The 24,505-nt window shown below is 64.2% G+C and carries 26 protein-coding genes and 3 pseudogenes; 17 read left to right on the top strand and 12 right to left on the bottom strand.

Translation table 11 applies throughout. The features are described 5' to 3' along the window. Positions 1 to 2 precede the first annotated feature (2 nt). From GT370_RS14685 to GT370_RS14670, 5 genes are all read left to right on the top strand, one after another. On the top strand, positions 3 to 878 hold the full coding sequence (locus GT370_RS14685; protein WP_008493874.1) for a carbohydrate ABC transporter permease: 876 nt from the start codon (positions 3 to 5) through the stop codon (positions 876 to 878). Positions 879 to 885: 7 nt separating this feature from the next. Beyond that, positions 886 to 1,596: a carbohydrate ABC transporter permease gene (locus tag GT370_RS14680; RefSeq protein ID WP_270183296.1), complete on the top strand. Its 711-nt coding sequence runs from the start codon at positions 886 to 888 to the stop codon at positions 1,594 to 1,596. A 104-nt stretch (positions 1,597 to 1,700) separates the two neighbouring features. Then, positions 1,701 to 1,901: a hypothetical protein gene (locus tag GT370_RS20985; protein ID WP_333489959.1), complete on the top strand. Its 201-nt coding sequence runs from the start codon at positions 1,701 to 1,703 to the stop codon at positions 1,899 to 1,901. Then, positions 1,832 to 2,932, top strand: a complete 1,101-nt coding sequence (locus GT370_RS14675; protein WP_333490088.1) for an ABC transporter ATP-binding protein — start codon at positions 1,832 to 1,834, stop codon at positions 2,930 to 2,932. The genes GT370_RS20985 and GT370_RS14675 overlap by 70 nt, the downstream gene beginning before the upstream one ends. Before the next feature lie 96 nt (positions 2,933 to 3,028). Then, complete coding sequence (locus GT370_RS14670; protein WP_008493878.1) at positions 3,029 to 4,456, top strand: short-chain fatty acid transporter; 1,428 nt, start codon at positions 3,029 to 3,031, stop codon at positions 4,454 to 4,456. A 135-nt stretch (positions 4,457 to 4,591) separates the two neighbouring features. Here the strand turns inward: GT370_RS14670 and GT370_RS21585 are convergent, their stop codons facing one another. From GT370_RS21585 to GT370_RS21575, 3 genes are read right to left on the bottom strand one after another with little or no spacing between them, the layout of a single operon-like run. Further along, the gene (locus GT370_RS21585; protein WP_442865444.1) at positions 4,592 to 4,975 is read right to left on the bottom strand and encodes a hypothetical protein; all 384 of its coding nucleotides are present in this window, start codon (positions 4,973 to 4,975) and stop codon (positions 4,592 to 4,594) included. Continuing rightward, positions 4,891 to 5,643 (bottom strand): aldehyde dehydrogenase family protein, encoded by a 753-nt coding sequence (locus tag GT370_RS21580; protein WP_442865443.1) that lies wholly within the window; start codon positions 5,641 to 5,643, stop codon positions 4,891 to 4,893. Before GT370_RS21580 ends, GT370_RS21585 begins: the two co-directional genes overlap by 85 nt. Continuing rightward, entirely contained in the window at positions 5,616 to 6,164 is a 549-nt protein-coding gene (locus tag GT370_RS21575) for an aldehyde dehydrogenase family protein (RefSeq protein WP_442865442.1), read from the bottom strand. Before GT370_RS21575 ends, GT370_RS21580 begins: the two co-directional genes overlap by 28 nt. 34 nt (positions 6,165 to 6,198) lie before the next feature. Between GT370_RS21575 and GT370_RS14660 the strand changes: the two genes are divergently transcribed. The 4 genes from GT370_RS14660 to GT370_RS14645 all read left to right on the top strand — a co-directional run bounded on the left by GT370_RS14660 (position 6,199) and on the right by GT370_RS14645 (position 9,991). Further along, a complete protein-coding gene (locus tag GT370_RS14660; RefSeq protein ID WP_168118411.1) occupies positions 6,199 to 6,411 on the top strand; it encodes a hypothetical protein in 213 nt (70 codons plus the stop codon). Next, positions 6,404 to 8,077: a thiamine pyrophosphate-binding protein gene (locus tag GT370_RS14655; protein WP_008493880.1), complete on the top strand. Its 1,674-nt coding sequence runs from the start codon at positions 6,404 to 6,406 to the stop codon at positions 8,075 to 8,077. The genes GT370_RS14660 and GT370_RS14655 overlap by 8 nt, the downstream gene beginning before the upstream one ends. A 217-nt stretch (positions 8,078 to 8,294) precedes the next feature. After that, entirely contained in the window at positions 8,295 to 9,221 is a 927-nt protein-coding gene (locus GT370_RS14650) for an ABC transporter ATP-binding protein (RefSeq protein ID WP_008493881.1), read from the top strand. After that, complete coding sequence (locus GT370_RS14645) at positions 9,218 to 9,991, top strand: ABC transporter permease (protein WP_008493882.1); 774 nt, start codon at positions 9,218 to 9,220, stop codon at positions 9,989 to 9,991. The genes GT370_RS14650 and GT370_RS14645 overlap by 4 nt, the downstream gene beginning before the upstream one ends. 139 nt (positions 9,992 to 10,130) lie before the next feature. On the opposite strand, the gene GT370_RS14640 is transcribed toward GT370_RS14645, so the two are convergent. After that, a complete protein-coding gene (locus GT370_RS14640; protein WP_008493883.1) occupies positions 10,131 to 10,712 on the bottom strand; it encodes a hypothetical protein in 582 nt (193 codons plus the stop codon). Further along, entirely contained in the window at positions 10,709 to 11,374 is a 666-nt protein-coding gene (aat, locus tag GT370_RS14635) for a leucyl/phenylalanyl-tRNA--protein transferase (protein WP_008493884.1), read from the bottom strand. The genes GT370_RS14640 and aat overlap by 4 nt, the downstream gene beginning before the upstream one ends. A gap of 62 nt (positions 11,375 to 11,436) precedes the next feature. Here aat and GT370_RS14630 point away from each other — a divergent pair, with 62 nt between their 5' ends. Then, the gene (locus GT370_RS14630; protein ID WP_083878606.1) at positions 11,437 to 12,501 is read left to right on the top strand and encodes an acyltransferase family protein; all 1,065 of its coding nucleotides are present in this window, start codon (positions 11,437 to 11,439) and stop codon (positions 12,499 to 12,501) included. A 126-nt stretch (positions 12,502 to 12,627) separates the two neighbouring features. Here GT370_RS14630 and GT370_RS14625 read toward each other — a convergent pair whose 3' ends face one another. Beyond that, entirely contained in the window at positions 12,628 to 12,843 is a 216-nt protein-coding gene (locus GT370_RS14625) for a hypothetical protein (RefSeq protein WP_008493886.1), read from the bottom strand. A gap of 188 nt (positions 12,844 to 13,031) precedes the next feature. Here GT370_RS14625 and GT370_RS14620 point away from each other — a divergent pair, with 188 nt between their 5' ends. Both GT370_RS14620 and GT370_RS14615 read left to right on the top strand, forming a co-directional pair. After that, a complete protein-coding gene (locus GT370_RS14620) occupies positions 13,032 to 14,435 on the top strand; it encodes a helix-turn-helix domain-containing protein (RefSeq protein ID WP_039885126.1) in 1,404 nt (467 codons plus the stop codon). Further along, positions 14,435 to 15,175 carry a TlyA family RNA methyltransferase gene (locus GT370_RS14615; RefSeq protein ID WP_008493888.1) on the top strand — a complete coding sequence of 247 codons (741 nt, stop codon included), beginning with the start codon at positions 14,435 to 14,437 and terminating at the stop codon, positions 15,173 to 15,175. The genes GT370_RS14620 and GT370_RS14615 overlap by 1 nt, the downstream gene beginning before the upstream one ends. Before the next feature lie 104 nt (positions 15,176 to 15,279). Here the strand turns inward: GT370_RS14615 and GT370_RS14610 are convergent, their stop codons facing one another. From GT370_RS14610 to GT370_RS14590, 5 genes are all read right to left on the bottom strand, one after another. Beyond that, entirely contained in the window at positions 15,280 to 15,882 is a 603-nt protein-coding gene (locus GT370_RS14610; protein ID WP_008493890.1) for a hypothetical protein, read from the bottom strand. Next, entirely contained in the window at positions 15,872 to 16,105 is a 234-nt protein-coding gene (locus tag GT370_RS14605; protein WP_270183295.1) for a hypothetical protein, read from the bottom strand. Before GT370_RS14605 ends, GT370_RS14610 begins: the two co-directional genes overlap by 11 nt. Then, complete coding sequence (locus tag GT370_RS14600) at positions 16,087 to 16,893, bottom strand: hypothetical protein (protein WP_270183294.1); 807 nt, start codon at positions 16,891 to 16,893, stop codon at positions 16,087 to 16,089. Before GT370_RS14600 ends, GT370_RS14605 begins: the two co-directional genes overlap by 19 nt. A 258-nt stretch (positions 16,894 to 17,151) precedes the next feature. Then, positions 17,152 to 18,759, bottom strand: coding sequence for a phosphoenolpyruvate carboxykinase (locus GT370_RS14595; protein ID WP_008493892.1), 1,608 nt, complete (start codon positions 18,757 to 18,759; stop codon positions 17,152 to 17,154). 67 nt (positions 18,760 to 18,826) lie between these two features. Then, entirely contained in the window at positions 18,827 to 19,309 is a 483-nt protein-coding gene (locus tag GT370_RS14590) for a pyridoxamine 5'-phosphate oxidase family protein (protein ID WP_168118412.1), read from the bottom strand. A gap of 58 nt (positions 19,310 to 19,367) precedes the next feature. On the opposite strand from GT370_RS14590, the gene GT370_RS14585 reads away from it, so the two are divergent. The 5 genes and pseudogenes from GT370_RS14585 (at position 19,368) to GT370_RS14565 (ending at position 23,402) form a co-directional block, all read left to right on the top strand. Beyond that, positions 19,368 to 20,069, top strand: coding sequence for a response regulator transcription factor (locus GT370_RS14585; protein WP_008493894.1), 702 nt, complete (start codon positions 19,368 to 19,370; stop codon positions 20,067 to 20,069). Beyond that, positions 20,066 to 21,679 (top strand): annotated as a pseudogene (locus tag GT370_RS14580) (ATP-binding protein); the annotation flags it as partial. The gene GT370_RS14585 and the pseudogene GT370_RS14580, both read left to right, overlap by 4 nt. A 27-nt stretch (positions 21,680 to 21,706) precedes the next feature. After that, the gene (gene upp, locus GT370_RS14575; protein ID WP_008493897.1) at positions 21,707 to 22,330 is read left to right on the top strand and encodes a uracil phosphoribosyltransferase; all 624 of its coding nucleotides are present in this window, start codon (positions 21,707 to 21,709) and stop codon (positions 22,328 to 22,330) included. A gap of 35 nt (positions 22,331 to 22,365) precedes the next feature. Next, positions 22,366 to 23,008: pseudogene (gene nth, locus GT370_RS14570) on the top strand (endonuclease III). Positions 23,009 to 23,018: 10 nt separating this feature from the next. After that, positions 23,019 to 23,402, top strand: coding sequence for a RidA family protein (locus GT370_RS14565; RefSeq protein WP_008493899.1), 384 nt, complete (start codon positions 23,019 to 23,021; stop codon positions 23,400 to 23,402). Here GT370_RS14565 and GT370_RS14560 read toward each other — a convergent pair. Next, positions 23,374 to 24,179: pseudogene (locus GT370_RS14560) on the bottom strand (MBL fold metallo-hydrolase). The gene GT370_RS14565 and the pseudogene GT370_RS14560 overlap by 29 nt on opposite strands. Positions 24,180 to 24,505 lie beyond the last annotated feature (326 nt).

The following is a 24,505-nucleotide window of genomic DNA, read 5'->3' as shown; positions in this document are numbered from 1 at the left end:
GCATGAGCTTTTCCGCTTCCTCGCGCCAGCGCGGCGCCATCGCTCTGCTCTCGCTACCGGCGGTGTTTTTCACCGCCTTGATGGTGGTGTTTCCGGTCGGCTATACGATCTGGCTGAGCTTCCGCAGCGCGCCGCTCGGCCATGCCACGCAATTCGCCGGCCTTGCCAATTACGCGCAGCTTTTCCATTCGGGCAGTTTCTGGAACAGCATCGAGGTCAGCCTGGCGCTGTATCTTTTGTCACTGGCGTTGCAGCTCATCGCCGGCACCTATCTGGCGCTGCTGCTGTTCCACGCCCGCCGCATGCCCGCCATCCTGCGCTCGATCCTGATCTCGCCCTTCATGGTGCCACCGGTCGTGGTCGGCATGATGTTCCTGGTCATTCTCGATCCGTCGCTGGGGGCGGCGAACTGGATTCTCAGCCTGTTCGGTCTGCCGCCCTCCGCCTGGCTCGCCTCGCCGCAATGGGTGATCCCGACCATCGCGCTGATCGATACCTGGCAATGGACGCCGTTCGTGGCGCTGATTGTCCTCGGCGGGCTGCAATCGCTGCCGCCCAGCGTCTATGAGGCGGCGAAGATCGACGGCGCGCCGGCGCATCTGGTATTCTGGCGCATCACCTTGCCGCTTTTGCTGCCGACGCTGATGACGGCGGCGATCTTGCGCAGCGTCGATCTCTTGCGCTTCTTCGACATCATCTATGTCACCACCCAGGGCGGCCCGCTGGATGCTTCGGATACGTTGAACGTGCTCGGCTTCCATATCGGCTTTGAGCTGTTCCAGTTCGGCTATGCCAGCGCGCTGGCGGTGACGCTGACAGCGATGGTGTTCGGCGTGGTGCTGTCGCTCAACCGGCTGCGCAAAGCCGTGGCGTGGTGAGGCGGCGATGAACAAGCGCATCCTGCATATATTGGTGGTGGCGCAGCTGGTCGTGGTGGCGCTGGGCATTTTGTTTCCGATCGTCTGGATGGTGATGTCCTCGCTGAAATCCTCGGCCGATGTCACCGCCTACCCGCCGAGCTTCCTGTTCAAGCCGACGCTGGAGAATTACACCCATCTGCTGGAGACCACGCCTTTTTTCGCCTATGCGCGCAATTCGCTGATCGAAAGCGGCGCCTCGACGATATTGGGGCTGGCGCTGGGGATTCCGGCGGCCTACGCGGCCTCGGTCACCCGTTCGAGCTGGCCGGCTTTGGTGACGCTCTCCGCGCGCATGGCGCCGGGCACCTTGTTCCTGGTGCCCTGGTATGTGGTGTTCAAGGCGTTGGGGCTCGTCGGCACCTACGCGGCGTTGATCCTCACCCAAGCGGCGATCACCTTGCCGATCGTGATCTGGGTGCTGCTGCCGGCTTTCGATGCAATCCCGCGCAGCATTCTGGAGGCGGCGCTGGTGGATGGGTGCGGGGTGCTGCGCAGCCTGTGGCGGGTGGCGCTGCCTTTGGTGAGTTCCGGCCTCGTCATCGCCACCATTCTCGGCTTCGTATTTTCCTGGAATTATTTTCTGTTCGCGCTGGTGCTCTCGGATGAAGGCACCAAGCCGCTGGTGGTGGCGGCGTTCAATTATATCGGTGAGGCTCGACCGATTGGGGCGGGCTGATGGCGGCGGCGACATTGATCGCGCTCCCGCCTCTGGTGCTCGCCATCGCCGTGCAGCGCTGGCTGGTCGCGGGGCTCACTCTTGGCGCGGTGAAGGGGTAAGGCATGGCTTCGGTAAGATTGCAGGGTCTGCGCAAGCGCTTCGGCACGCATGATGTGATCCCCTCGCTGGATCTCGAAATCAACGATCATGAATTCATGGTGTTTGTCGGCCCTCGGGCTGCGGCAAATCCACGCTGCTGCGCATCATCGCCGGGCTGGAGCCGATCACCGAGGGCGATCTGTTCATCGGCGAGCGCCGGGTGAACGACCTCACCCCGGCGCAGCGCGACATCGCCATGGTGTTCCAGGATTACGCGCTCTACCCGCATATGACGGTCTATCAGAACATGGCCTTCGGGCTGGAAATGCGCCACGCGGCGAAGGCGGATATCGAAACGCGGGTGCTGGCGGCGGCGCGGATGCTGGAGATCGAGCCGTTGCTCAAGCGCCGCCCGCGCGATCTCTCCGGCGGGCAGCGCCAGCGTGTCGCCATGGGCCGCGCCGTGGTGCGCGATCCGCAGGTATTCCTGTTCGACGAGCCGCTCTCCAATCTCGACGCCCAGCTGCGCGGCCAGGTGCGCGGCGAGATCAAGGCGCTCTCACAGCGCCTGCAGACCACGATGGTCTTCGTCACCCACGACCAGGTGGAGGCGATGACGATGGCGGACCGCATCGTGGTGCTGCGCGGCGGCGTCATCCAGCAGGTTGGCACGCCTGAGCAGATCTACAGTACCCCCGCCAACCGCTTCGTCGCCGGTTTCATCGGCTCGCCTTCGATGAATTTCCTGCCGGTGACGCTGGAGGCGGGCGGCGCGCGGCTGGAGGATGGCACATTATTGCCGGTGCTCACCGCGCGGCGCGGCCCGGCGGTGCTGGGCATCCGCCCGGAGCATTTCGAGCCGGTGGGTGAGGGCGGGCTGGCAGTGCAAATCCTGCTGGTCGAGCCGCTGGGGGCGGATACGCTGGTGCATTTCAACGTCGGCGCGGTGCGCTGCATCGCCCGGGTGGCGCCGGATACCAGACCGCAAATGGGCGAGACACTGCGGCTGGGTGTCGCCCCGGCAAGGCCTTCCTGTTCGATCCCGAGAGCGGCGTGCGGCTCGGCTGAGCGCGCCTTCCCCCGCCTTCGCCATAAAACTCAGCATCCTCGTGAACGGCCAATCCGGGTGGATGGGCCGCACCCTGGCGCGCATCTTGATCTGACCGGCGGTTTCAAGCCCAATATGCCAGAGACAGAGGGGCTGGTGACGGCGTGCGGCCGGGTGTTCATATATAGGGCGGTGCGGCGCGCGTGATCTAAACGCCGCGATCCGCGCGTATAGAGCACCGGCCGGCGCCGCAAAAAGCGCCTGCCGTCTGGGGACTGAACGATAACAAAGAACGGGATAAAGATGAGCGCGAGCAAAGACGAGACACAACGCACGGGGCTGGCCGCCAGCCTTGCCCTGCGCTTCACCAGCTGGGCGGAATATTGGTTTCCGGACGCTTATATCTTCGCCGCCCTGGCGTTGATCGTGGTGGCCGGCGCGGCATTGCTGATCGGCGCCAAGCCGGTGGCGGTGGTGGGGGCTTTTGGCGACGGGTTCTGGAGCTTCATCGTGTTCTCGATGCAGATGGCGTTCATCGTCATCACCGGCTACGTCATCGCCACCTCCGCCCCGGCGGCGCGGCTGATCAACTGGCTGGCCAGCCTGCCGCGCAGCGGGCCGGGGGCGGTGGCCTTCATCGCCTTCATCAGCATGGGCACCTCCTTTCTCAATTGGGGCCTCAGCCTGGTGTTCAGCGGGCTGCTGGCGCGGGCGATGGCGGCCCGCGGCGATTTGCGGATGGATTATCGCGCCGCGGGGGCGGCGGGCTATCTCGGCCTGGGCGCGACCTGGGCGCTGGGCCTCACCTCCTCGGCGGCGCAGCTGCAGGCCAACCCGGCCAGCCTGCCGAAGCCGCTGCTGGCGATCACCGGCGTGCTGCCCTTCACCCAGACCATCTTCCTCTGGCAGTCAATGACCATGGCGGCGGTGCTGGTGGTGGTCTCGGTGCTGATCTGCCGTTTCTCCACCCCGACCGGCGACAAGGCCGTCACCGCCGAGCAGCTGGGCATCGAGCCGGGGCTCGCGGTGCCGGTGCTGCCGCCGCGCACCCGGCCGGGCGAGTGGCTGGAATATTCACCGCTGATCACCATTCTGGTGGTGCTGATGGCCGCCGGCTGGGGCTGGCAGCAATTCGCCGCCCATGGCGCCAATGCCATCGCCAACCTCAACACCTATAACCTGATCTTCCTGATGGCCGGGCTGTTGCTGCATTGGCGCCCGAAAGCCTTCCTCAACGCGGTGGCGAAAGCCGTGCCGGCGACGACCGGCGTGCTGATCCAGTTCCCGCTTTACGGCGCCATCGCCGCGATCATGACCACCGCCAAGGGAGCCGGCGGGCATAGTCTGGCCGAGTTGATCGCGCATGGCTTCGTGGCGGCGACCACCACGGGCTCCTTCCCGGTGGTGATGGGCGCCTATTCCGCCATTCTCGGCTTCTTCGTGCCCTCGGGCGGCGGCAAATGGATCATCGAGGCGCCGTATGTGATGAAGGCGGCGGCGGATCTGAAGGTGCATCTGGGCTGGGCGGTGCAGGTTTATAACGCCGCGGAGGCGCTGCCGAACCTGATCAACCCGTTCTGGATGCTGCCGCTGCTGGGCGTGCTGTCCTTGAAGGCGCGGGACATTGTCGGCTTCACCTTCCTGCAGCTGATCGTGCATGTGCCGCTGGTGCTGTTCATGCTCTGGCTGTTCGCGCAGACGCTGACCTTCGTGCCGCCAATGATGCCTTAAGTCTCAAAAGTTTTTGAGGGTGTGGGAACTTTTTTCAAAAAGTTCCCACGAACGTCTGGTGTGATGGCAACGTCTCTGCCACCACCCCAGACGTTTTCGCCGCTTTTTTGAAAAAAAGCGGCACCAAAAAACTTTTTACGCCAGCGTCAGCGTGCCATCCATCCGCCGCGCGATCCCGTACGGATTCGCATCCCGCACCGCTTCCGGCAGCAGCTTCTCCGCGACATTCTGATAACAGACCGGCCGCAGAAACCGCCGGATCGCCAGCGTGCCGACGGAGGTGGTGCGCGCGTCCGAGGTGGCGGGGAAGGGCCCGCCATGCACCATGGCGTGGCAGACCTCCACACCGGTCGGCCAGCCATTCACCAGAATCCGCCCGGCTTTTTCCTCCAGCAGCGGCAGCAGCTTGGCGAACAAAGCCTCGTCCGCCTCGGTCATGTGTACGGTGATGGTGAGCTGGCCTTCCAGCCCGCGCAGCAAAGCCGCCAGCGCTTCATCATCCGCCCCTTCCACCAGCAACCCGGCGGCGCCGAAAATCTCGTCGGCGAGGTTGGGGTTGGCGATGAAATTTTCCGCCTTGGTGCGGAAGAACACCGGCTGCGCGGCATTGGCGCCGGTCTGCCCGGCGGCGAGCCGCTCCACCCCCGCCGTCGCCGCATGCTGGGCGACGCCTTTTTCGTACGCCGCCAGAATGCCCTTATGCAGCATGGTCGCGGCCGGGGCGGCATTGATGGCGGCACTGGCGGCGGCCACGAAATCCTCCAGCCCGGGCCCGGGGTGGCCAGCAGCAGGCCGGGATTGGTGCAGAACTGCCCCGCCCCCATGGTCAGCGAGCCGGCGAAAGCTGTTCCCAGCGCCGCGCCATTGGCCGCCAGCGCGCCGGGGAGGAGCAGCACGGGGTTGATGCTGCTCATCTCCGCGTAAACCGGGATCGGCTCCTGGCGCGCCGCCGCCAGCTTACCCAAAGCCAGCCCGCCGCCGCGCGAGCCGGTGAAGCCCACCGCCTTGATCCGGGCATCGCTCACCAGCGCCTGGCCCAGCGCATCGCCCACGCCGAACAGCAGCGAGAACACGCCCTCATGCAGCCCGGCCTCCTTCACCGCCGCCTGGATGGCGCGGCCGACCAGCTCCGAGGTGCCGGGATGCGCCGGATGCGCCTTCACCACCACCGGGCAGCCGGCGGCCAAGGCCGAGGCGGTGTCCCCCCCGCCACCGAGAAGGCCAGCGGGAAATTGGAGGCGCCGAACACCGCCACCGGCCCAAGCGGGATCATCCGCAACCGCAGATCCGGCCGGGGCAGCGGCTTGCGCTCCGGCAGAGCCGGGTCGATCCGCACATCCTGCCAGCCGCCCTCCAGCACCTCCTTGGCGAAGAGCCGCAGCTGGCCGACGGTGCGGCCGCGCTCGCCTTCAATGCGCGCCCGCGGCAGGCCGGTCTCGGCGCAGGCACGGTCCGTCAGCGCATCGCCCAGCGCGTCGATCTTCGCCGCCGCCAGCTCCAGAAACGCGGCGCGGGCTTGCGGGCTGGTGGCACGGTAGGGGGCGAAGGCGGCCTGCGCCAGCGCGCAGGCACGGGCCACATCCTCTGGCGTGGCGCCGCCATAAGCGGGCGCCAGCACCGCGCCGCTGCTGGCATCCACCCCGGAGAAGCTCTGTGCCGTGCCGCGCGCGCTGGTCGCGCCGATCAGTAAGTCGCCGGTCAGTTCCATGCCATCTTCCTCAATGTTGTCTAAAAATTTGTAATTGATTATAACCAATTTTGATCGGGCGCGCCATGGCGACATCCCGCAAAAACGCCGCGCAAAAGACTGTTTTCTTGTGGTTGTCATTCTGCTCATTGCTGGTTTGAATGGTCGCCATTCGCGGCATGCGCCGTCTGTCCGCATCATGCCTTTCCTCGCGGCCCGCGCGGCGGCCGCGATCTCACCCAGAACCGGAGCGAAGCGCGATGCCTGACACCCTCACCCCCCAGCCCATTCAGGCCCGCAATGGCGGCTTCATCCTGGTCGATGCGCTGCGGCGCAATGGCGTCGATACGGTCTATTGCGTGCCGGGCGAGAGCTATCTGCCGGTGCTGGACGCGCTTTATGACACGCCCCAGATCCGCACCATCGTCACCCGGCATGAAGGGGCCGCCTCCAACATGGCGGACGCCTATGGCAAGCTGACCGGCCGGCCGGGCATCTGCTTCGTCACCCGCGGCCCAGGTGCGACCCATGCCGCCAATGGCGTGCATACCGCCCGGCAGGATTCCACCCCGATGATCCTGTTCATCGGCCAGGTGGAGCGCGCCGCGATGGGCCGCGAGGGCTTCCAGGAAATGGATTACCGCCAGATGTTCGGCGGCGAAGTGGCCAAATGGGTCACCGAGATCGACGATGCCGCGCGCATCCCCGAAATCGTCTCCCGCGCCTTCGCGGTGGCGATGTCCGGCCGTCCCGGCCCGGTGGTGGTGGCGCTGCCGGAGGATGTGATGTTTGCCAGCGCCGCCGTGTCCCCGGCGCCCGCCGTGCGCATCGCCCATGCCGCCCCGGATGCGGCGGCGATCGCCGAGATCGGCACGATGTTGGCCAACGCGAAGCAACCGCTGGTGATCCTGGGCGGCACCGGCTGGGACGAGGCCGGCAGCAAGGCCCTCGCCCGTTTCGTGGACAAGTTCAACCTGCCGGTCGCTGCCTCTTTCCGCCGGCAGGATCTGTTCGATAATCGCGACCCGCATTATGCCGGCCAGCTCGGCCTCGGCACCGCGCCGGCCCTCACCAGGCGGGTGCAGGAGAGCGATCTGCTGCTGGTCATCGGCTCGCGCCTCTCGGAGACGGTCTCCGCCGGCTACACGCTGATCCAATCCCCCAAGCCGGTGCAGCCAATGATCCACATCCATCCGGACCCGCAGGAGCTGGGCCGGGTCTATCAGGCGGATCTGCCGGTGCTGGCCGGGCTCTCCCTGGCGGCGCGGGCGCTGGCGGCGCTGCCGGCCCCGGCCAGCATCCCCTGGGCGGGCTGGACCCAGGCCGCGAACGCGGATTACCGCGCCCATTCCACCCCGCGGCCCAATCCGGAGATCCAGGGGGTGGATCTGGCGCAGGTGATCGGCCATCTCAACCAAACGCTGCCGGAGAGCGCCACTATCGCCAACGGGGCGGGCAATTATACCGTCTGGGTGCATCGCTATTACCGCTACCGGCAGCCGCGCACGGCGCTGGCCCCCACCAACGGCGCCATGGGCTATGGCTTCCCCGCCGCGGTGGCGGCGAAGCTGCAGGACCGCGACCGCATCTCCATCTGTGTGGCCGGCGATGGCTGCTTCATGATGTACGCGCAGGAGCTGGCGACGGCGGTGCAGTTCAACGCCCCGCTGATCGTGCTGCTGGTGAACAACAACATGCTGGGCACCATCCGCATGCATCAGGAGCGCGAATATCCCGGCCGCGTCAGCGCCACCGATCTGCACAACCCGGATTTCGTGGCGCTGGCGAAAGCCTATGGCGCGCATGCCGAGCTGGTGGAGGCAACCGACGCCTTCCCCGCCGCCTTCGCGCGGGCCCTGGCCGCCGGCAAGCCGGCGCTGATCGAGCTGCGCACCGACCCGAAGCAGATCACCCCCACGGCCCGCCTGGCTTAAATTTCGGGGCCAACGGCCCCCCATCGCCACGGCAGGGCTTGCGCGATACGGGGTGTTTGCGGGCGCCGCGACACTATATAAGCGGCGCCGCGCCACCCATCGGCGCAGCCTGAGAGCATCAAGCCTTGAGCTTGATGCTCTCAGCTTTGGTTTAGCGAGCAACTTTATCCGATCAAACGATTCCGTTTGACCGGATGTTGCTCTAACGGGGAGCCGCATGTCATCCATCATCACCGTCTCGGGGCTGCGCAAGGCCTACGATACCGGGTTCGTCGCCTTGGACGGGGTCGATCTCGACATCGCCAAGGGCGAGATTTTCGCCCTGCTCGGCCCCAACGGCGCCGGCAAGACGACGCTGATCAGCATCATTTGCGGGCTGGTGCGCGCCAGCGCCGGCGAGGTGCGGATCGACGGGCACGAGATCAACCGCGATTACCGCGCCGCGCGCGCGGCCATAGGGCTGGTGCCGCAGGATATCTCGCTGGAGATTTTCGCCACGGTCTGGGACACGGTGCGCTTCAGCCGCGGCCTGTTCGGGCTGAAGCCGGATAACGGCTTCATCGAGACGCTGCTGCGCGACCTGACGCTGTGGGACAAGCGCCATGCCCGCATCCTGGAGCTCTCCGGCGGCATGAAGCGCCGGGTGATGATCGCCAAGGCGCTGGCGCATGAGCCCAAGCTGCTGTTCCTGGACGAGCCGACGGCGGGGGTGGATGTGAATCTGCGCCGCGACATGTGGACGCTGGTGCGCAGCCTGCGCCAGCGCGGTGTCACCATCATTCTCACCACCCATTACATCCAGGAAGCCGAGGAGATGGCGGACCGGGTCGGCGTCATCGCCGATGGCAAGCTGCTTCTGGTCGAGCAGACCGCCGCCTTGATGCACCGCTTCGGCAAGCGCCGGCTGAGGCTGGAGCTGGCGCGGCCTCTGGCGGAGATCCCCGCAAGCTTGAGCCGCTGGAATTTGGAGCTGGCGGAGGATGGGCGCTGTCTGGTCTATCATTTCGACGCGAACACGACCGAGAACGGCGTGCAGGACCTGCTGCGCGCCCTCGGCGAGCTGGGGCTGGATTTCACCGATCTGGAAACCGGCCGCAGCTCGCTTGAAGATATTTTCCTGACTCTGGTGGAGCAGAAAGTATGAATGCCCGCTTCAACCCCCGTGGCGTTTGGACAGTCTATCGCGCCGAGATGGCGCGCATGCGCCGCACCTTCTGGCAGAGCATCGCCACCCCGGTAATCACCACCATCCTGTATTTCGTCGTCTTCGGCGGGGCGGTGGGCTCGCATATGCACAGCGTGCAGGGTGTGAGCTATGGCGCCTTCATCGTCCCCGGCCTGATCATGCTGACGCTGCTGACGCAGAGCATCTCCAACGCCTCGGTCGGCTTCTATTTCCCGATCTTCACCAAGGCGATTTTCGAAATCCTCTCGGCCCCGCTTTCGGCCTTCGAGACGGTGACGGCCTATGTCGGCGCCGCGGCGACGAAATCCGTGCTGCTGGGGCTGATCATCCTGATCACCGCGAGCTTTTTCATCAAGCTGCAAATCCTGCATCCGGTCTGGATGGTGGCGTTCATGCTGCTCACCTCGATCACCTTCAGCCTGTTCGGCTTCATCATCGGCATCTGGGCGCGCAATTTCGAACAGCTCTCGATCATCCCCGCCATCATCGTCACCCCGCTCACCTTCCTGGGTGGGGCCTTCTATTCCATCGACATGCTGCCCGAACCCTGGCGCACGCTCAATCTGTTCAATCCGGTGGTGTATCTGATCAGCGGGTTTCGCTGGAGCTTCTATGGCGCGGCGGATGTACGGGTGATGACAAGCCTGGCCTGCACGCTGGGCTTCATGGTGGCGTGCCTGGCGGCGATCTGGTGGATTTTCCGCACCGGCTACCGGCTGAAGCCGTAAAGTTAATAAAAGTTTTTGGGGGTCTGGGGACTTTTTTCAAAAAGTCCCCAGAAACGTTTGGGTGGTGATGACGGCGGTGCCACCACCCCAAACGTTTTTCGCCGCTTTTTGAAAAAAGCGGCACCAAAAACTTTTACAACTAATGCTGTTGCAGCAGCGCGGCCACCGCCCCCGGCGGCAAATTCAGCGGCGCGAAGCCGGGCGGCGGCATGAACCCGTCCGCTGGCTGCGGCCCGAAATTGACGGCGGTCGCGGTCACATCCGCGCCGCCATGCGCATCATGCCCGACAAAATGCAGAACCACCCCATCGCGCGTCAGGCACGCCGTGGCGGAACCGTGCTGGTCCGTCACCAGATAATTCCGACACGCCAACCCGGCATAATGCCCTTGCCCCAGCGGGCTGAAATTCGCTCCGTCCGCCTGGCTGATCTCGGCGGTCAGCGCCGAGAAATCCGGCGCGCTGACAATGGCGTGCAAGGCCGGCACCACCAGCTTCGCCTCGCCGCGCGGCAGATCCGCCAGCACGAAAAACCCGTTCGGGCTGTCCACCCGCGCCAGCTGGTGCTGGGCATTGTAGCTGAGCTGGTAATTCTGCGGCGCCTGGCCGGTGCCTGAGAGGGTGTAATCCACCTGCACATCGCGCGTCGGCAGAAAGGCCGGGGTGGCGGCGGCGAGGCCGGGAATCAGGGCCGCGCAGGCGGCGAGAAGCAGATATTTCATGGAACCTCTTTTCGGATGGCCTCAAACTCGCGCAGCAATGCGGCGGGATCGGGGCGGTCTGGAAACCGGGCGGGATGCTCCAGCGCCTCCGCCAGCAGCGCGTGATAGCGCGCGCGCGGCACCTCATGCGCGCCGAAGCGGGCGAGATGGCTGGTGATGAATTGCGTATCCAGCAGCACATAACCGCCGAGGCGCAGACGCGCCACCAGATGCGCCAGCGCCACCTTGGAAGCATCCGTCGCGGTGGAGAACATGCTCTCGCCGAAAAACGCCCCGCCCAGCGCCGCGCCATACAGCCCGCCCACCAACCTGCCATCCTCCCAGGTCTCGACGCTATGCGCGAAGCCCAGCCGGAAAAGCGCGGTGAACAGGGTCTCGATCTCGTGATTGATCCAGGTCTCTGGCCGGTTTTCGCGCGACGCCGCGCAGGCGGCGATGGTGCCGGCGAAATCCGCATCGGCGGTAACGGTAAAGCGGTTGCCGCGCAGCGTCTTCATCAGGCTGTGGGAGATGTGAAACCCATGCAGCGGCAGCACCCCGCGCGCATCCGGGTCCAGCCAATGCAAAGTCCGGCTCTCGCGCGATTCCGCCATCGGAAACAGCCCGAGCCGGTAGGCGCGGAGCAGCAGATCCGGTGTGAGCAGAAAGGGCCGGGCGGACATGGCGGGATTTCACACCCAAGCGGACGGTTTGCCAAGCGGGCAAATGCTGTGTAGCCAAAGGCGTGCCGCAACAAGCTCGCGCCAAACTGGGAACATTGGAGCTGGGGCGCTTCATCGCCGCATCTGTCGTCGCCCTGTTCCATGCCAGCTGGGCGGTCGGCCAGCTCAGCGCACACCCGCGCCCGGCCTCTGGCCTGCTGGCGTTGCTGCCGCTGCCGGCCATCCAATATTTCTTCGTGCTCAGCGGCTTCGTCATGCTGCACGCGCATCGCGACGATTTTGGCCAGCCTTATGCCACGCTGCGCTTCTGGTGGCGCCGCGCCTGCCGCATCTACCCCGTCTATTGGCTGGCGCTGGCGGGGGCGATGCTGCTCTGGCACGCCGCCCTGCGCCCGGCCTTGCTGGCGCCGCTGATCACGCTCTGGCCCGGGGCGCATGATGAATGGGTCGCCCCGGCCTGGACGCTGCGTTACGAAATCGGCTTCTATCTGCTGTTCGGGCTCTGCCTGCTGCCGGGGCTGGCGCGCTGGGTGCTGGGGGTCTGGGCGTTGGCGATCCTGGCCCGGCTGGCCTGGCCGGCTGAGCTTGGGCCGCCTGCGGCGGGCGGGCTGTTCACCAGCACGGATCTGCTGTTTTTCGGCGGGCTGCTGGCGGCGTGGCTGTATCATCGGCACAGCCTGAAGCCGCCGGCCTGCCTGGCGCTGCTCGGGCTCGGCATCGCCTTCGCGCTGCCGGGGGCGTTGGTTTCGTTTGGGGATGCGCCGCTGGACAAGGCGCTGAAGGCCGGCTGCGCCGCGATCGGCTTTGGCGGGTTGATCCTGGCCCTGGCCGGGCTGGAGCGCCGCGGCGCCGTGCGCACCGGCCGGCTGGCGCGCGGGCTGGGGCAGCTCTCCTACCCGCTCTACATTCTGCACATGGTCATCCTGGCGCTGCTGCTGGCCTGGGGCAAAGGCCGGATTCAGCTGGGCGCCACGGCGCGGCCCTGGGCATTGCTGGTGGTGATCCTGCTGATCTACGCGCTGTGCACCGCGGCCACGCTCTGGCTCGACCAGCCGGTGCAACGCTGGCTGCGCCGACGCAAAAACGGCCCCCGGCGGTGGAACCGGGGGCCGTCCTGCCATCCCTAAACCTGGCTTTTTTTATGGTTTTTTAGAGCAACATGACCCTGAATGGAATCATCCAGGGTCATAAAGTTGCTCGTTAAAATAAAGAGCTAGAGCGCGCTGACCGTTTACGGTCAGCCTGAAAGCGCTCTAGCGGACGGTCGAAGACATGGCCCAGAAATGGCCATGGACCAGGCCATCATCGTAATTGTCAAAATCAGCATGGTGCTCATGGTTGGTCTCCGCGCGGCGGTGGGTCGGGGTGGGCTGGGGCGAGCGGCCGCTGGCGCGGGCGTCACGCGCCACCACCACACCGTTCCCGCCGAGACCGTCGGGAGAGAAGCAGGGGTTCATCTGGTTACGCATAGTGACACTCCATGGGTTGAGAGCAGAGCCTTCACCAATCCGGCGTTGGAAGGTGCATGGAGAGGTCGCCGGACCAGTGAAGGTAAGAGTGAATTTATTTACACCACGGCGATTGCGCGAGCGGTTTTTCGCCCGATCCGGCGAAATCTGTGCGTGACTTTACTGTAAATTTTTGCAAAATGTAAAACATGTCAAAAGTGATGATCGGCAAGACCATCCGGCGGCTGCGGATGGAGCAGGGCTTCACCCAGCAAGGCCTTGCGCAGAAGCTGGGGATTTCAACCTCCTATCTGAACCTGGTCGAGCATGACCAGCGCAATGTCACCGCCTCGCTTTTGTTCAAGCTGACCGAGACGCTGAAAGTGGACCTCGCCGCCCTCTCCGGCACCCAGGAGCGCGAGTTCGAGGTGGCGCTGCGCGAGGTCTTCACCGACCCGCAGCTGGGCGCGGACGCGGTGCCGGAAAGCGAGCTCCAGGCCCTCGCCGCCGCCCCGAATGCCGCCCGCGCCGTCCTGGCGCTGCATCGCGCACTGGCCGGGGCAAGGGAGGAAGGCACCGGCATCACCTTGCCCTCCGGGCGCAAGATTTTGCTGCCAAATGAGGAGGTGCGGGATTTCTTCCACGCCCATGAAAACCATTTCCCGGCGCTGGAGGATGCCGCCGAGGCGATTGGCAAGACGCTGGATGTGGCGGGCTTTGGCTCCTCGCACGCGCTGGCGGAGCGGTTGCGGCGCCAGCACGGGCTGGTGGTGCAGGTGCGCCCGCTGCCGGGCAGCTTGCGGGTGTTCGACGCCGCCAACCGCATGCTCACCCTCTCGGAGGATCTGCCGCGCGAGAGCCGGGGGTTTCAGATGGCCTTCCAGCTCGCCTTGCTGGAAGCCCGCGCCCCGGTGGAGGCGATCGTCAAACGCGCCGAGCCGACGACGCGCGACGCCGCCGAGCTGCTGCGCATCGGGCTGCTGAACTATATCGCCGCCGCCTTGATGATGCCCTACGAACCGTTTCTCGAAGCCGCGCAATCGCTGCGCTACGATGTTGACGGGCTGGCCGCGCGGTTTGGGGTTTCCTATGAGCAGGCCTGCCAGCGTCTATCCTCCATGCAGCGGGCCGGGCAGCGCGGGGTGCCGTTTTTCTTTCTGCGGGTGGATGCGGCGGGGAATGTCAGCAAGCGGTTTTCCGCCGCCGGCTTTCCGTTCATGCGCTATGGCGGCACCTGTCCGCGCTGGGTGGCGCATTCGGCCTTCGCCACGCCCGGCGCCATCCGCGTGCAGGTGGCGCAGCTTTCCGCCACCGAGACGTTTCTCTGCTTCGCCCGCGCCATCACCGGGCGGCCGGCGCGCTGGGGGGAGCCAGCACCGGTGCGGGTGGTCGCCATGGGGTGCGATGTGTCGCACGCGCGCAGCATCGTCTATGGCGACGGGCTGGACCTGGCCGGGGCGGCGGTGGGGATCGGGCTCTCCTGCCGGCTGTGCGAGCGCCAGGAGTGCCGCTCCCGCGCCTTCCCGCCGATTGCCCACCGGCTGGCGCTGAGCCCCGATACCACCAGTGCCAGCCCCTATCGTTTCAAATCCATGCCCGGAGACAGCAGATAATGGCCAAGCAGCGTGTGGATGTGATGCTGGTGGCGCGCGGGCTGGCGGAGAGCCGGGCGAAGGCGCAGGCGCTGATTATGGCCGGGCTGGTTTATGCCGGCACGGCGCGGGTGGCGAAGGCCGGGGATACGCTGCCGGAGGACGCGCAGCTTTCGGTGAAAGGCCAGGAGCATCCCTGGGTTTCGCGCGGCGGCATGAAGCTGGCGCATGGGCTGGCGCATTTCGGGTTTGAGGCTGCCGGGCGGATCGGGCTGGATGTGGGTGCCTCCACCGGCGGGTTTACCGATGTGCTGCTCAGCAACGGGGCGGAAAAAGTTTACGCGGTGGATGTGGGGCATGGGCAGCTGGCCTGGAAGCTGCGCTCCGATCCGCGGGTGGTGGTGATGGAGAAGACCAATGCCCGGCATCTGAGCGCGGAACAGATCCCGGAGCCGATCGGCGCGATTGTCTGCGATGCCAGCTTTATCGGGCTGCAGACGGTGCTGCCGGCGGGGCTGGGCTTATGCGCGCCCGGCGCCTTCGCGGTGGCGCTGATCAAACCGCAATTCGAGGCCGGGCCGGAGCAGGTGGGCAAAGGCGGGGTGGTGCGCGATCCGGCCGTGCATGAGCAGGTTTGCGCGCGGATCGAAGCCTGGTTTTCCGCCCTGCCGGGCTGGGAGGTGCTGGGGATTACGCCAAGCCCGATCAAAGGGCCGGAGGGGAATGTGGAATTTCTGATCGGGGCAAGGCGGGTGGGGTGAGAGTGTTTTGTTCTTGGAATGTTCCACGTGGAACATGGGTTGGCGTTTAAAATAACAACGCGTTAGATTTCAGTGGTTTATGAAGGGGTTTGCGGTTGAAGGTTTCATTCGTCTGAGGCAGGCGGTGGCTTCACCCCAACTCTGTCGATTGCCTTTAATAGCTCCGGCATGGTCGCGTAATTGCCCTGTGACATGAGATCACTCAAAGTCTGATCAAAAGTGATCTTGGTTTTTGACGTGATGTAGATGAGGGGCTGGTAGATTGGCTGGCCACTGGGGCCGCCTGATACGCCGATGACGATAATGTCGGTATATTTGCTGCCTCTCAGGCGGCGAAAGGCAACTGATTTGACCTCCGCCGTGAGGGTGTTCCAGGCGTAATCGGGCGTGTTTGGCCATGTCAGGTCGTGGATGTCTTTGCCGTTCTGGTAGAGGCTCAGGGCAATGTAAGCTGTATCCAGCGCTTGGTGGTTGATCCCCTCATCGCCAAGAGGATCATTGATGATATGGCCAACAAAGCAAACATCCCCATATGGCTTTAACGTTACGGGAAAGATTGTGTTTGGGATAATCTTTGATGCGTCCAGATCCAGATGCGCGCATTGCCCCGACGGGGGCGGCACGGAGGTACTGGCGGCCATGGCGGTTGCAAGGCTGATTGTGGAAAAAGCTAGAATAAAAAGAGATTTTTTCAAATTAACCCGCATTGTGAAGCATCCGTTCCATGATCGTTCTCGCGGCAAGTTTCCGATTTGCCTCTCTTGTCGCCATATTTAGCCCGCCAGGATTGATCGCATGGATAAGGCTGATAAAATCATAATTGTCGGCATAATGGTTCAAATGACGCATACCCCAATACCAAAGGGCGGATGCGACCGCATATTGTGGTTCGGCTACAAGATCTGGATTTTTTACAAAATCGATCTGCATACTCTTTGAGAATTGAGTATAGTTATATAACCCGTAATTTGTAAGAGACCGCGCCCGCGATATCGCCATCCGTTACCGTTTCCAAATGGTCCGTTTCCAAGAAAGCGAGCGCGCTCGCCACTATAAACGTAATTGGCAAGAGCTTCTGGGTTGTTGACATACGGTTCTGCGGCTTTTGTGGACTGGATGCCGAATGTGCGAGCTATGCTTGACGCGCTTGTATATTCAAGATCTTCCACCAATCTTGTAAATGCCCATGATTCTTCACCGGCATTGCCAAGAAAAGCCGAGATTCGTGGTATAGTGCTGGTATTAAAAAGCGTCGCGTAGAAGCCGATCCATGGTGCAATTGCCTGTATAATCTGTCTCTGATTATCATATGCGGCTTGCTTATCCTGTATGTCGAGTTGCTTCTGCGCTTGTGCATGCAACCTTCTTTCTATCTCTGGTAAATCTTGGTGTTTTCCTATGGCGGGTAATTTCGCTTGAGCTGACTTGCTCTGGTAAAGAGCAGCCGGAGCCTTGTGATGATGGATTGGGGGAGGTCCAGCAATCTGCTGCAAGAGCGTTGGGTCAATAGACACGCTGCCGAACGAGGTTATAGTAGCGGGGCTGGGCTGTTTACGGCCCGTTGCGGCTGCATAAAGCTCTCCGTACCAAAAATTGTATTCAGCCGCATCGATGCAGCTTATTCGATCCAACGCGCGCGATAATGGTAAGGGAGCCGGACGCTGGAGCACTCCGCGTCCAGGCGCGATTCCGAAGACCTGCTCAACGACAGAAAGCATGGATTTCTTTTCGCATGATTAAAAGCTTTTAGCCTCTTTGGCAGAGGCCTGGCTAGACTTTACTATGTTCCTGTTTTGTATCCGACTACTACGAGTACGGAGCCTCGCCGGACGAGCGTAATAAGCAAAACGGCGTACCTGTATTTGACTGGTAATGCTTTGCTTCACCCTCATCGCAATGATGTTGCTGGAGCCAGAAATGAAACAGGCCGGACCCAATGGTCCGGCCTTTTCCTCATCTAACCCGGATCAAAACCCTTACGCGGCGCTCTTAATCGCCGCCGCTTTCACGTCCTCGTCCACATGCTCGGCAAAACTCTCGAAATTCTCGATGAAGCGCTGCACCAGGCCCTTGGCGGCGGCGTCGTAGGCAGCCTTGTCGGACCAGGCCTGGCGGGGATCGAGGACCTCGTCGGGAACGCCGTCCACATGCACGGGGATGGCGAGGCCAAAGAACGGGTCGGTGCGGTAGTCGACATGGTCGAGCTCACCGTTCAGGGCGGCGTTCAGCAAAGCGCGGGTATGCTTGATGGACATGCGCTTGCCGACCCCATAGGCGCCGCCGCTCCAGCCGGTATTGACCAGCCAGCAATGCGCGCCGTGCTGCTTGATCAGCTCTTGCAGCAGCTTGCCGTAAACCTGCGGGTGGCGGGGCAGGAAGGGGGCGCCGAAGCAGGTGGAGAAGGTGGCCTGGGCGCCGCTGCCCAGCCCCTTTTCCGTGCCCGCCACGCGCGCGGTGTAGCCGGAGAGGAAATGGTACATGGCCTGCGCCGGGGTGAGGCGCGAGATCGGCGGGAGCACGCCGAAGGCATCGGCGGTGAGCATGATCACGTTCTTCGGAATGCCGCCCTGGCCGGAGAGCTCGACATTGGGGATGAACTCGACCGGATAGCAGGCGCGGGTGTTTTCGGTGAGGGTGCGGTCGGTCAGGTCCAGCCGGCCGCGCGGGTCCGCCACCACATTTTCCAGAACCGTGCCGAAGCGGTGCGAGGCGGCCCAGATTTCCGGCTCGTTTTCCTCGGAGAGGTCGATCACCTTGGCGTAGCAGCCGCCCTCGAAATTGAACACACCATGCGGGCCCCAGCCATGCTCGTCATCGCCGATGAGCCGGCGGGTGGGGTCCGAGGAGAGGGTGGTCTTGCCGGTGCCGGAGAGGCCGAAGAACAGAGCCGCATCCTCATTCGGGCCGATATTGGCGGAGCAATGCATCGGCAGCATGCCCTTGGCAGGCAGCAGCCAGTTCATTACGGTGAAGATGGATTTCTTGATCTCGCCCGCATATTCGGTGCCGGCGATGACGATCAGTTTTTCGGCGAAGGAGAGGGCGATGGCGGTGGAGGATTTCACCCCGTCCAGCGCCGGGTCGGCCTCGAAATCCGGGGCGTGGAGGATGACGTAATCCGGCTCGAACCCGGCCAGCTCGCCCTCGGCCGGGCGGATGAACATGTTGCGGGCGAAGAGGGCGTGCCAGGCGCCGGTGGTGACCAGGCGCACCCGGATGCGGTGGTCCGGGTCCGCGCCGGCGTACAGATCCTGGGTGAACAGCTCGCGCCCCTGCAGATAGGCCTGCACGCGGCCCTTCAGAACGGCGAATTTTTCACGCGGCAGGCGCTGGTTGATCTTGCCCCACCAGATGTCGTTGGTGGTCTCGGGCTCGTCGACGACGAATTTATCGGCCACCGAGCGGCCGGTATGGATGCCGGTTTTGACGATCAGCGCGCCCTCGGCGGAGAGGCGGGCTTCGCCCTTGCGCAGCGCGTGGGCGGTGAGGCCCGGGGCGGTGAGGTTGGCATGCAGGGCGGCGGCGAGGCGCACGCCCGTCCCTTTCAGCGGGGCGGCATCGCGGAGCGCGGATTTATCGGTCATCGGCTGGGCTATTCCTTCTGGAAACGCGGATATGCACGATGGTTCATATGCGCGTCACGCCGGAGATTCAACCGGGCGGGCGCATGGCGGATTTGAAAATCTGATTTTGCAGCGCGGCGAATTGGAAAGATGACGCATTCGCAAAACCGCCGACATAATTTGAGCCTAAAATAAATAGCTTCCAGAAGGTGAAGTCTGCGAAGTCTATATACTGAGTGGCGTAAGGGTGGGTTTTCAGGAAAATCTCGCGCTTGGATTTGTCCGGCAGGGCCTTGGCCTCGCCGGTCAGGCAGAGGCGCGGGGTGGTTTGCGGGTTGTCGCTGCTGGGCGTGCCGGTGACGAGCAGAGCGCAGGATGGGTGGGCGCGCAGATGGCGCGTATGCACGGCCAGGTTGGAGAGCAGCAGGAGGGGCTGGGCGTCCTCATCCAGCGCCGGGGTGACCAAAGCGGCGTGCGGCATGCCCTCATGCACCGTCGCCAAGGTGGCGCTGCGGGCGGTAAGGAGCAATTGCGCGGCGTCGTGAAGTCTTTGCTCTTGATTTACTGCCATAATCCGGTCACTCCCTGGCGGCAGAAAGGCCATAACCGCCACTGATTGGGTCTGCACGATGAAACAAACCATTGCCCTGGTCGATGACGACCGCAATATCCTCACTTCGGTGCAGATGACACTGGAGGCCGAGGGCTTCGTGGTGCGCACCTATACCGATGGCGAGAGTGCCCTGCAGGCGCTGCTGGCCAAGCCGGTGGATCTGGCGGTGCTGGATATCAAGATGCCGCGCATGGACGGGATGGAGCTGCTGCAGAAGCTGCGCGCCCGCTCGGCGCTGCCGGTGATTTTTCTCACCTCCAAGGATGACGAGCTGGACGAGCTGATGGGGCTGCGGCTGGGGGCGGATGATTATATCACCAAGCCGTTCAGCCAGAGGCTGCTGCTGGAGCGCATCCGCGCCCTGCTGCGCCGGCATGAATCGACCCGGGCCGAGGCCACCGGCGCCACCCCGGCGAGTATCCTGACCCGCGGCGATCTCAGCCTGGATGAGACCAAGCATCAATGCCTGTGGAAGGGCAAGGATATTCAGCTGACGGTGACGGAGTTCTTGCTGGTGAAGGCGCTGGCGCAGCGTCCGGGCATGGTGAAGAGCCGGGACCAGCTGATCGACGCCGCCTATGGCGAGAATGTCTATGTGGATGACCGCACGATCGACAGCCATGTGAAGCGGCTGCGCAAGAAATTCCGCAATGTGGATGGCGAGTTCGACCAGATCGAGACGCTGTACGGCATCGGCTATCGCTATAAGGACGCCTGAAGCTGGCCCGGAAAACCCGCCTGTCGCGGTTGCTGCGCGACATTCTCCTGGTGAATTTGCTGCCGCTGGTGCTGATCTTCGCGGCGCTTTTGTATCTGGATCAGTATCAGCAGGGGCTGCTCTCCGCCGAGGTGTCGGCGCTGCGCGAGCAGGCGCGGATCTATGCCGGGGCGATCGCCGAGACGGCGGTGCAGGAGAGCAACAACCAGCCGGCGTTGAATGCGGACCTGGCGCAGCCGCTGCTTTATTCCCTCACCGAGCCGACGCCGAATGCGCAGGCGCTGATTTATGGCGCGGATGGCGAGCTGATCGCCAATTCCAGGGTGCATCCCGGCGCGGGCGGGGCGATTGTGACGGAGCCGCTTTCGGCGCCGCCGCCGCCAGGGCTGTTCTCGCGGGTGATTTCCTTCATCTATGACCATCTTTCCGGCTCGGTGACCGGCAACCAGGATGAATCCGGGGTGATCGGCTCCGGCGCCGGGCAGGACCCGAACACGCTGGGCTGGCAGCCGGATGCGCGCACGGTTTTGCAGATGACCAACGCCGCCCAGGGCAAGGAGGCGCCGCCTTTCGTGCGCCGCGACCCGCAGGGGATTTTGCTGGTGACGGTGGCGGAGCCGATCGAGCATGGGCAGCAATCGGTGGGCACGGTGCTGCTCACCCGCGAGGCCTCCGAGGTGGATGCGGCGGTGCTGGCGGTGCGGATTTCGATTCTGCTCCTGTTCGCCCTGGCGCTGGCGCTCACCGTCATCGTCTCGTTCTACCTTTCGCGCACCATCGCCAGCCCGATCTCGCGCCTGGCGGCGGCGGCGCAGCGCATGCGCGAGGGCCGGGCCGGGGCGCAGACGCTGCCCAAGGCGGTGACCGGGCGCAATGACGAGATCGGCACGCTGGCGCGCACGCTGGAGGGCACCTCCCAGGCGCTTTGGTCGCGCATGGATGCGATTGAGAAATTCGCCGCCGATGTCGCGCATGAGATCAAGAACCCGCTCTCCTCGATCCGCTCGGCGGTGGAAACGCTGACGCGGGTGGAGGATCCGGCCCGGGCCTCGCGGCTGCTGGCCATCGTCAACCAGGATGTCTCGCGGCTGGACCGGCTGATCACCGATATTTCGGACAGTTCGCGCCTGGATTCGGAGCTGTCGCGCAGCCGCTATGAGATTGTCGATATGGCGCGGCTGCTGGCGACGTTGGCGGAGATCCACGACGCCACCCGCAAGGAGGGCGCGCCCTTCATGGAGGTGGACGTGCCGGCGGCCGATCTGCTGGTGCGCGGCTCCGAGACAAGGCTGGTGCAGGTGCTGCGCAACCTGATCGGCAATGCGATCTCCTTCAGCCCGGCGGAGGGCAGGATTTATCTGCGGGGACGGCTGACCGGCGGGCTGGTGGAGCTTTCGGTGGAGGATGAGGGGCCGGGCATTCCGGATGGCAAGCTCGATTCCATCTTTGACCGCTTCTATTCCGAGCGGCCGCAGAATGAGCAGTTCGGCAGCCATTCCGGGCTGGGTCTGTCGATCTCGCGGCAGATCGTGGAGGCGCATCAGGGCCGGATTTCGGCCGAAAACCGCCGGGACGAGGAGGGCCACGTGATCGGGGCGCGCTTCGTCATCCGGCTGCCTAAGGCGGGGAGTGAAGCGATGCTGAGCGTGATCGACCATCCTCTGGTGCAGCATAAGCTCACCTTGCTGCGCAAGACGGAGACCACCACCGGCGGCTTCCGCCGGCTGGCGCGGGAGATTTCGCTGCTGCTGGCCTATGAGGTGCTGCGCGACCTGCCGCTGGAGCCGATCACCATCCAGACCCCGATGGAGGAGATGCAGGCGGTGCAGGTGCAGGGCAAGAAGCTCTGCTTCATCTCCATATTGCGCGCCGGGGCGGGGATTCTGGATGGCATGCTGGATCTGGTGCCGGCTGCCAGGGTCGGCCATGTCGGGCTCTATCGCGACCATGAGACGCATGAGCCGGTGGAATATTACTTCAAGGTGCCCGAGGCGCTGGAGGAACGGCTCTGCGTGGTGGTGGACCCGATGCTCGCCACCGGCCATTCCGCCGCCGCCGCCGTGCAGAAGCTGAAGGATGCCGGGACGCGGCAGCTGAAATTCGTCTGCCTGCTGGCCGCACCCGAGGGGGTGGCAAACTTCGAGGCGGCGCATCCTGATGTGCCGATCTATACCGCCGCTTTGGACCGGCAGCTCGATGAGAATGCCTATATCCTGCCCGGGCTGGGCGATGCCGGGGACCGGCTGTTCGGCACCAAATGACCGCCAAGCCGGGCGAGATCGCGCCCTCCAAGCCGATGAAGAAGGCGGATGTGGCGCCGTTTCTCACCGCCATCGCCGCGGGGAATGACGATCCGCGCACGGAGCTGGATTATGGCACGCCGTTTCAGCTGCTGATCGCGGTGATGCTCTCGGCCCAGACCACCGATATCGCGGTGAACAAGGTGACACCGGCTTTGTTTGCGGCAGCACCCGATGCGGCTTCGATGGCGGCTTTGGGGGCGGAGGGGATCGGCCAGCATATCAAATCCATCGGCCTCTGGCAGGCCAAGGCGAAGAATGCGGCAGCGCTTTCCCAGCAATTGCTGGAGCGCCATGGCGGTGAGGTGCCCGGCGAGCGCGAGGCGCTGGAGGCGTTGCCCGGGGTGGGCCGCAAGACCGCGAATGTGGTGCTGAACGAGATTTTCGGCCTGCCGACGATGGCGGTGGACACGCATATTTTCCGCCTCGGCAACCGCACTGGCATTGCCCCGGCGCCACCCGCGCGCGGTGGAGGAGGGGCTGCTGAAGCGCATCCCGAAAGAGATGCTGAAGCCGGCGCATCTCTGGCTGATCCTGCACGGGCGCTATGTGTGCAAGGCGCGCAAGCCGGAATGCTGGCGCTGTGCCGGCGCGCCCTGGTGCAGCTTCAAACCCAAACCCACCGCCCCGCTGGGCTGAAAGCGACGCCATGAGCCAGACCGAACCTTATTTCCTGGAAGATACCGACGAGACGGCGATCTCCTCGGACGTGGCCGGGCTGGGCAATCTGCTGGTGACCACGCAGATCCCGCTACGCCCGGATGGCGAGCTGGAGCTGGGCGATATCGTGACGCAGAGCGAGGCGACGCTGACCTGCCTGAAGACCTCGCTGGAGGCGGCGGGAGGCAGGCTGGCGGATGTGATCCATCTGACGATCTATCTGACGGACATGGCGGACCGCCCGGCCTTCAATGAGGTCTATTGCCGGTATTTCGCCAAGCCCTACCCGGTGCGCTGCGCGGTGGGGGTGAGCGCGCTGATGGACCCGGCGATGAAGGTGGAAGTCACGGCGATGGCGGTGCGCAGGGGTTAGCAAAAGTTTTTTGGTGCCGCTTTTTTTCAAAAAAGCGGCGAAAAACGCTGGGGTTAACCCAGAGCGGCGCGCTCTGCCCGACATCCAGCGTGAAGAACCGGTCCGGTGAAATCCCAGCCTGCGTCAGCGCCAGGGTCAGTTCCTTCTCCGGCGCGTCGATCGGCTCGGCGGTGAGCTGGAAGGTGCCGAAATGCATGCCCACGGCGCGCTTGGCCTGCAGATCGCTGAAGGCCTGCACCGCCTCCTGCGGGTTCATGTGCACGCTCTTCATCATCTCGCGCGGCGCATAGGCACCGATGGGCAGCAGCGCCAGGTCCGGCGCGCCGAGGCGGCGATGGATCTCGGTGTAGAATTTCGTGTAGCCGCTATCCCCGCCGAAATAGAGCTTATGGCCGTGATAATTGACCATGAAGCTGACCCAGAGTGTCTGGTTGCGGTCCCATAGCGTCCGGGCGGCGAAATGCCGGGCGGGGCGGCGGCGATATGCGCGCCCTGCACGGTCACACTCTCCCACCAATCCAGCTCGGTGGCGCCGGGGAGCTGGGCGCGTTTCAGGAAGGCGGCGTTGCCCAGGCTGGTGACCAGATGCGCCGCCGGGAAGCGCTTGCGGATCTGGCGCAGCGAGTCGAGGTCCATATGGTCGTAATGATTGTGCGAGAGCAGGATCAGATCGATAGGCGGCAGCTGCGCGATGCGCAGGCCGGGATCGCGCACGCGCTTTGGCCCGGCGAAGCGCACGGGGGAGCAGCGCTCCGAAAATACCGGGTCTGTTAACATTGTTAACCCGCCAAAGCAGACCAGGAAGGAGCTATGGCCGATCCAGGTGACGCTGGGTGTGGCGGGGTCCGGCGCCGGATAAGGCTTGTTCTCGATGCGCTCCGGCCATTGCGCCCAGAGGGCCGGGTTTCTCGTCATCCTGGCTCGCAGGATTCGCATCATCCCGCCCCGGCTGCGTTTGCCGGTCTGCGGCGCGGCCTCTGGATTGAAAAAATATGTACCGTTGAAATGATCAGTTTCGGAAGAGCGCATTTGCATGATATTGGGAAGCGCGCGAACGACTTAAATAGCCGGAAACGTCTTGTTACAGCCAGTTATCGCGGGTT

The organism is Acidocella sp. MX-AZ03, assembly GCF_027626035.1.
Taxonomy (GTDB): domain Bacteria; phylum Pseudomonadota; class Alphaproteobacteria; order Acetobacterales; family Acetobacteraceae; genus Acidocella; species Acidocella facilis.
This window is presented reverse-complemented; position numbering and strand designations above follow the sequence as displayed.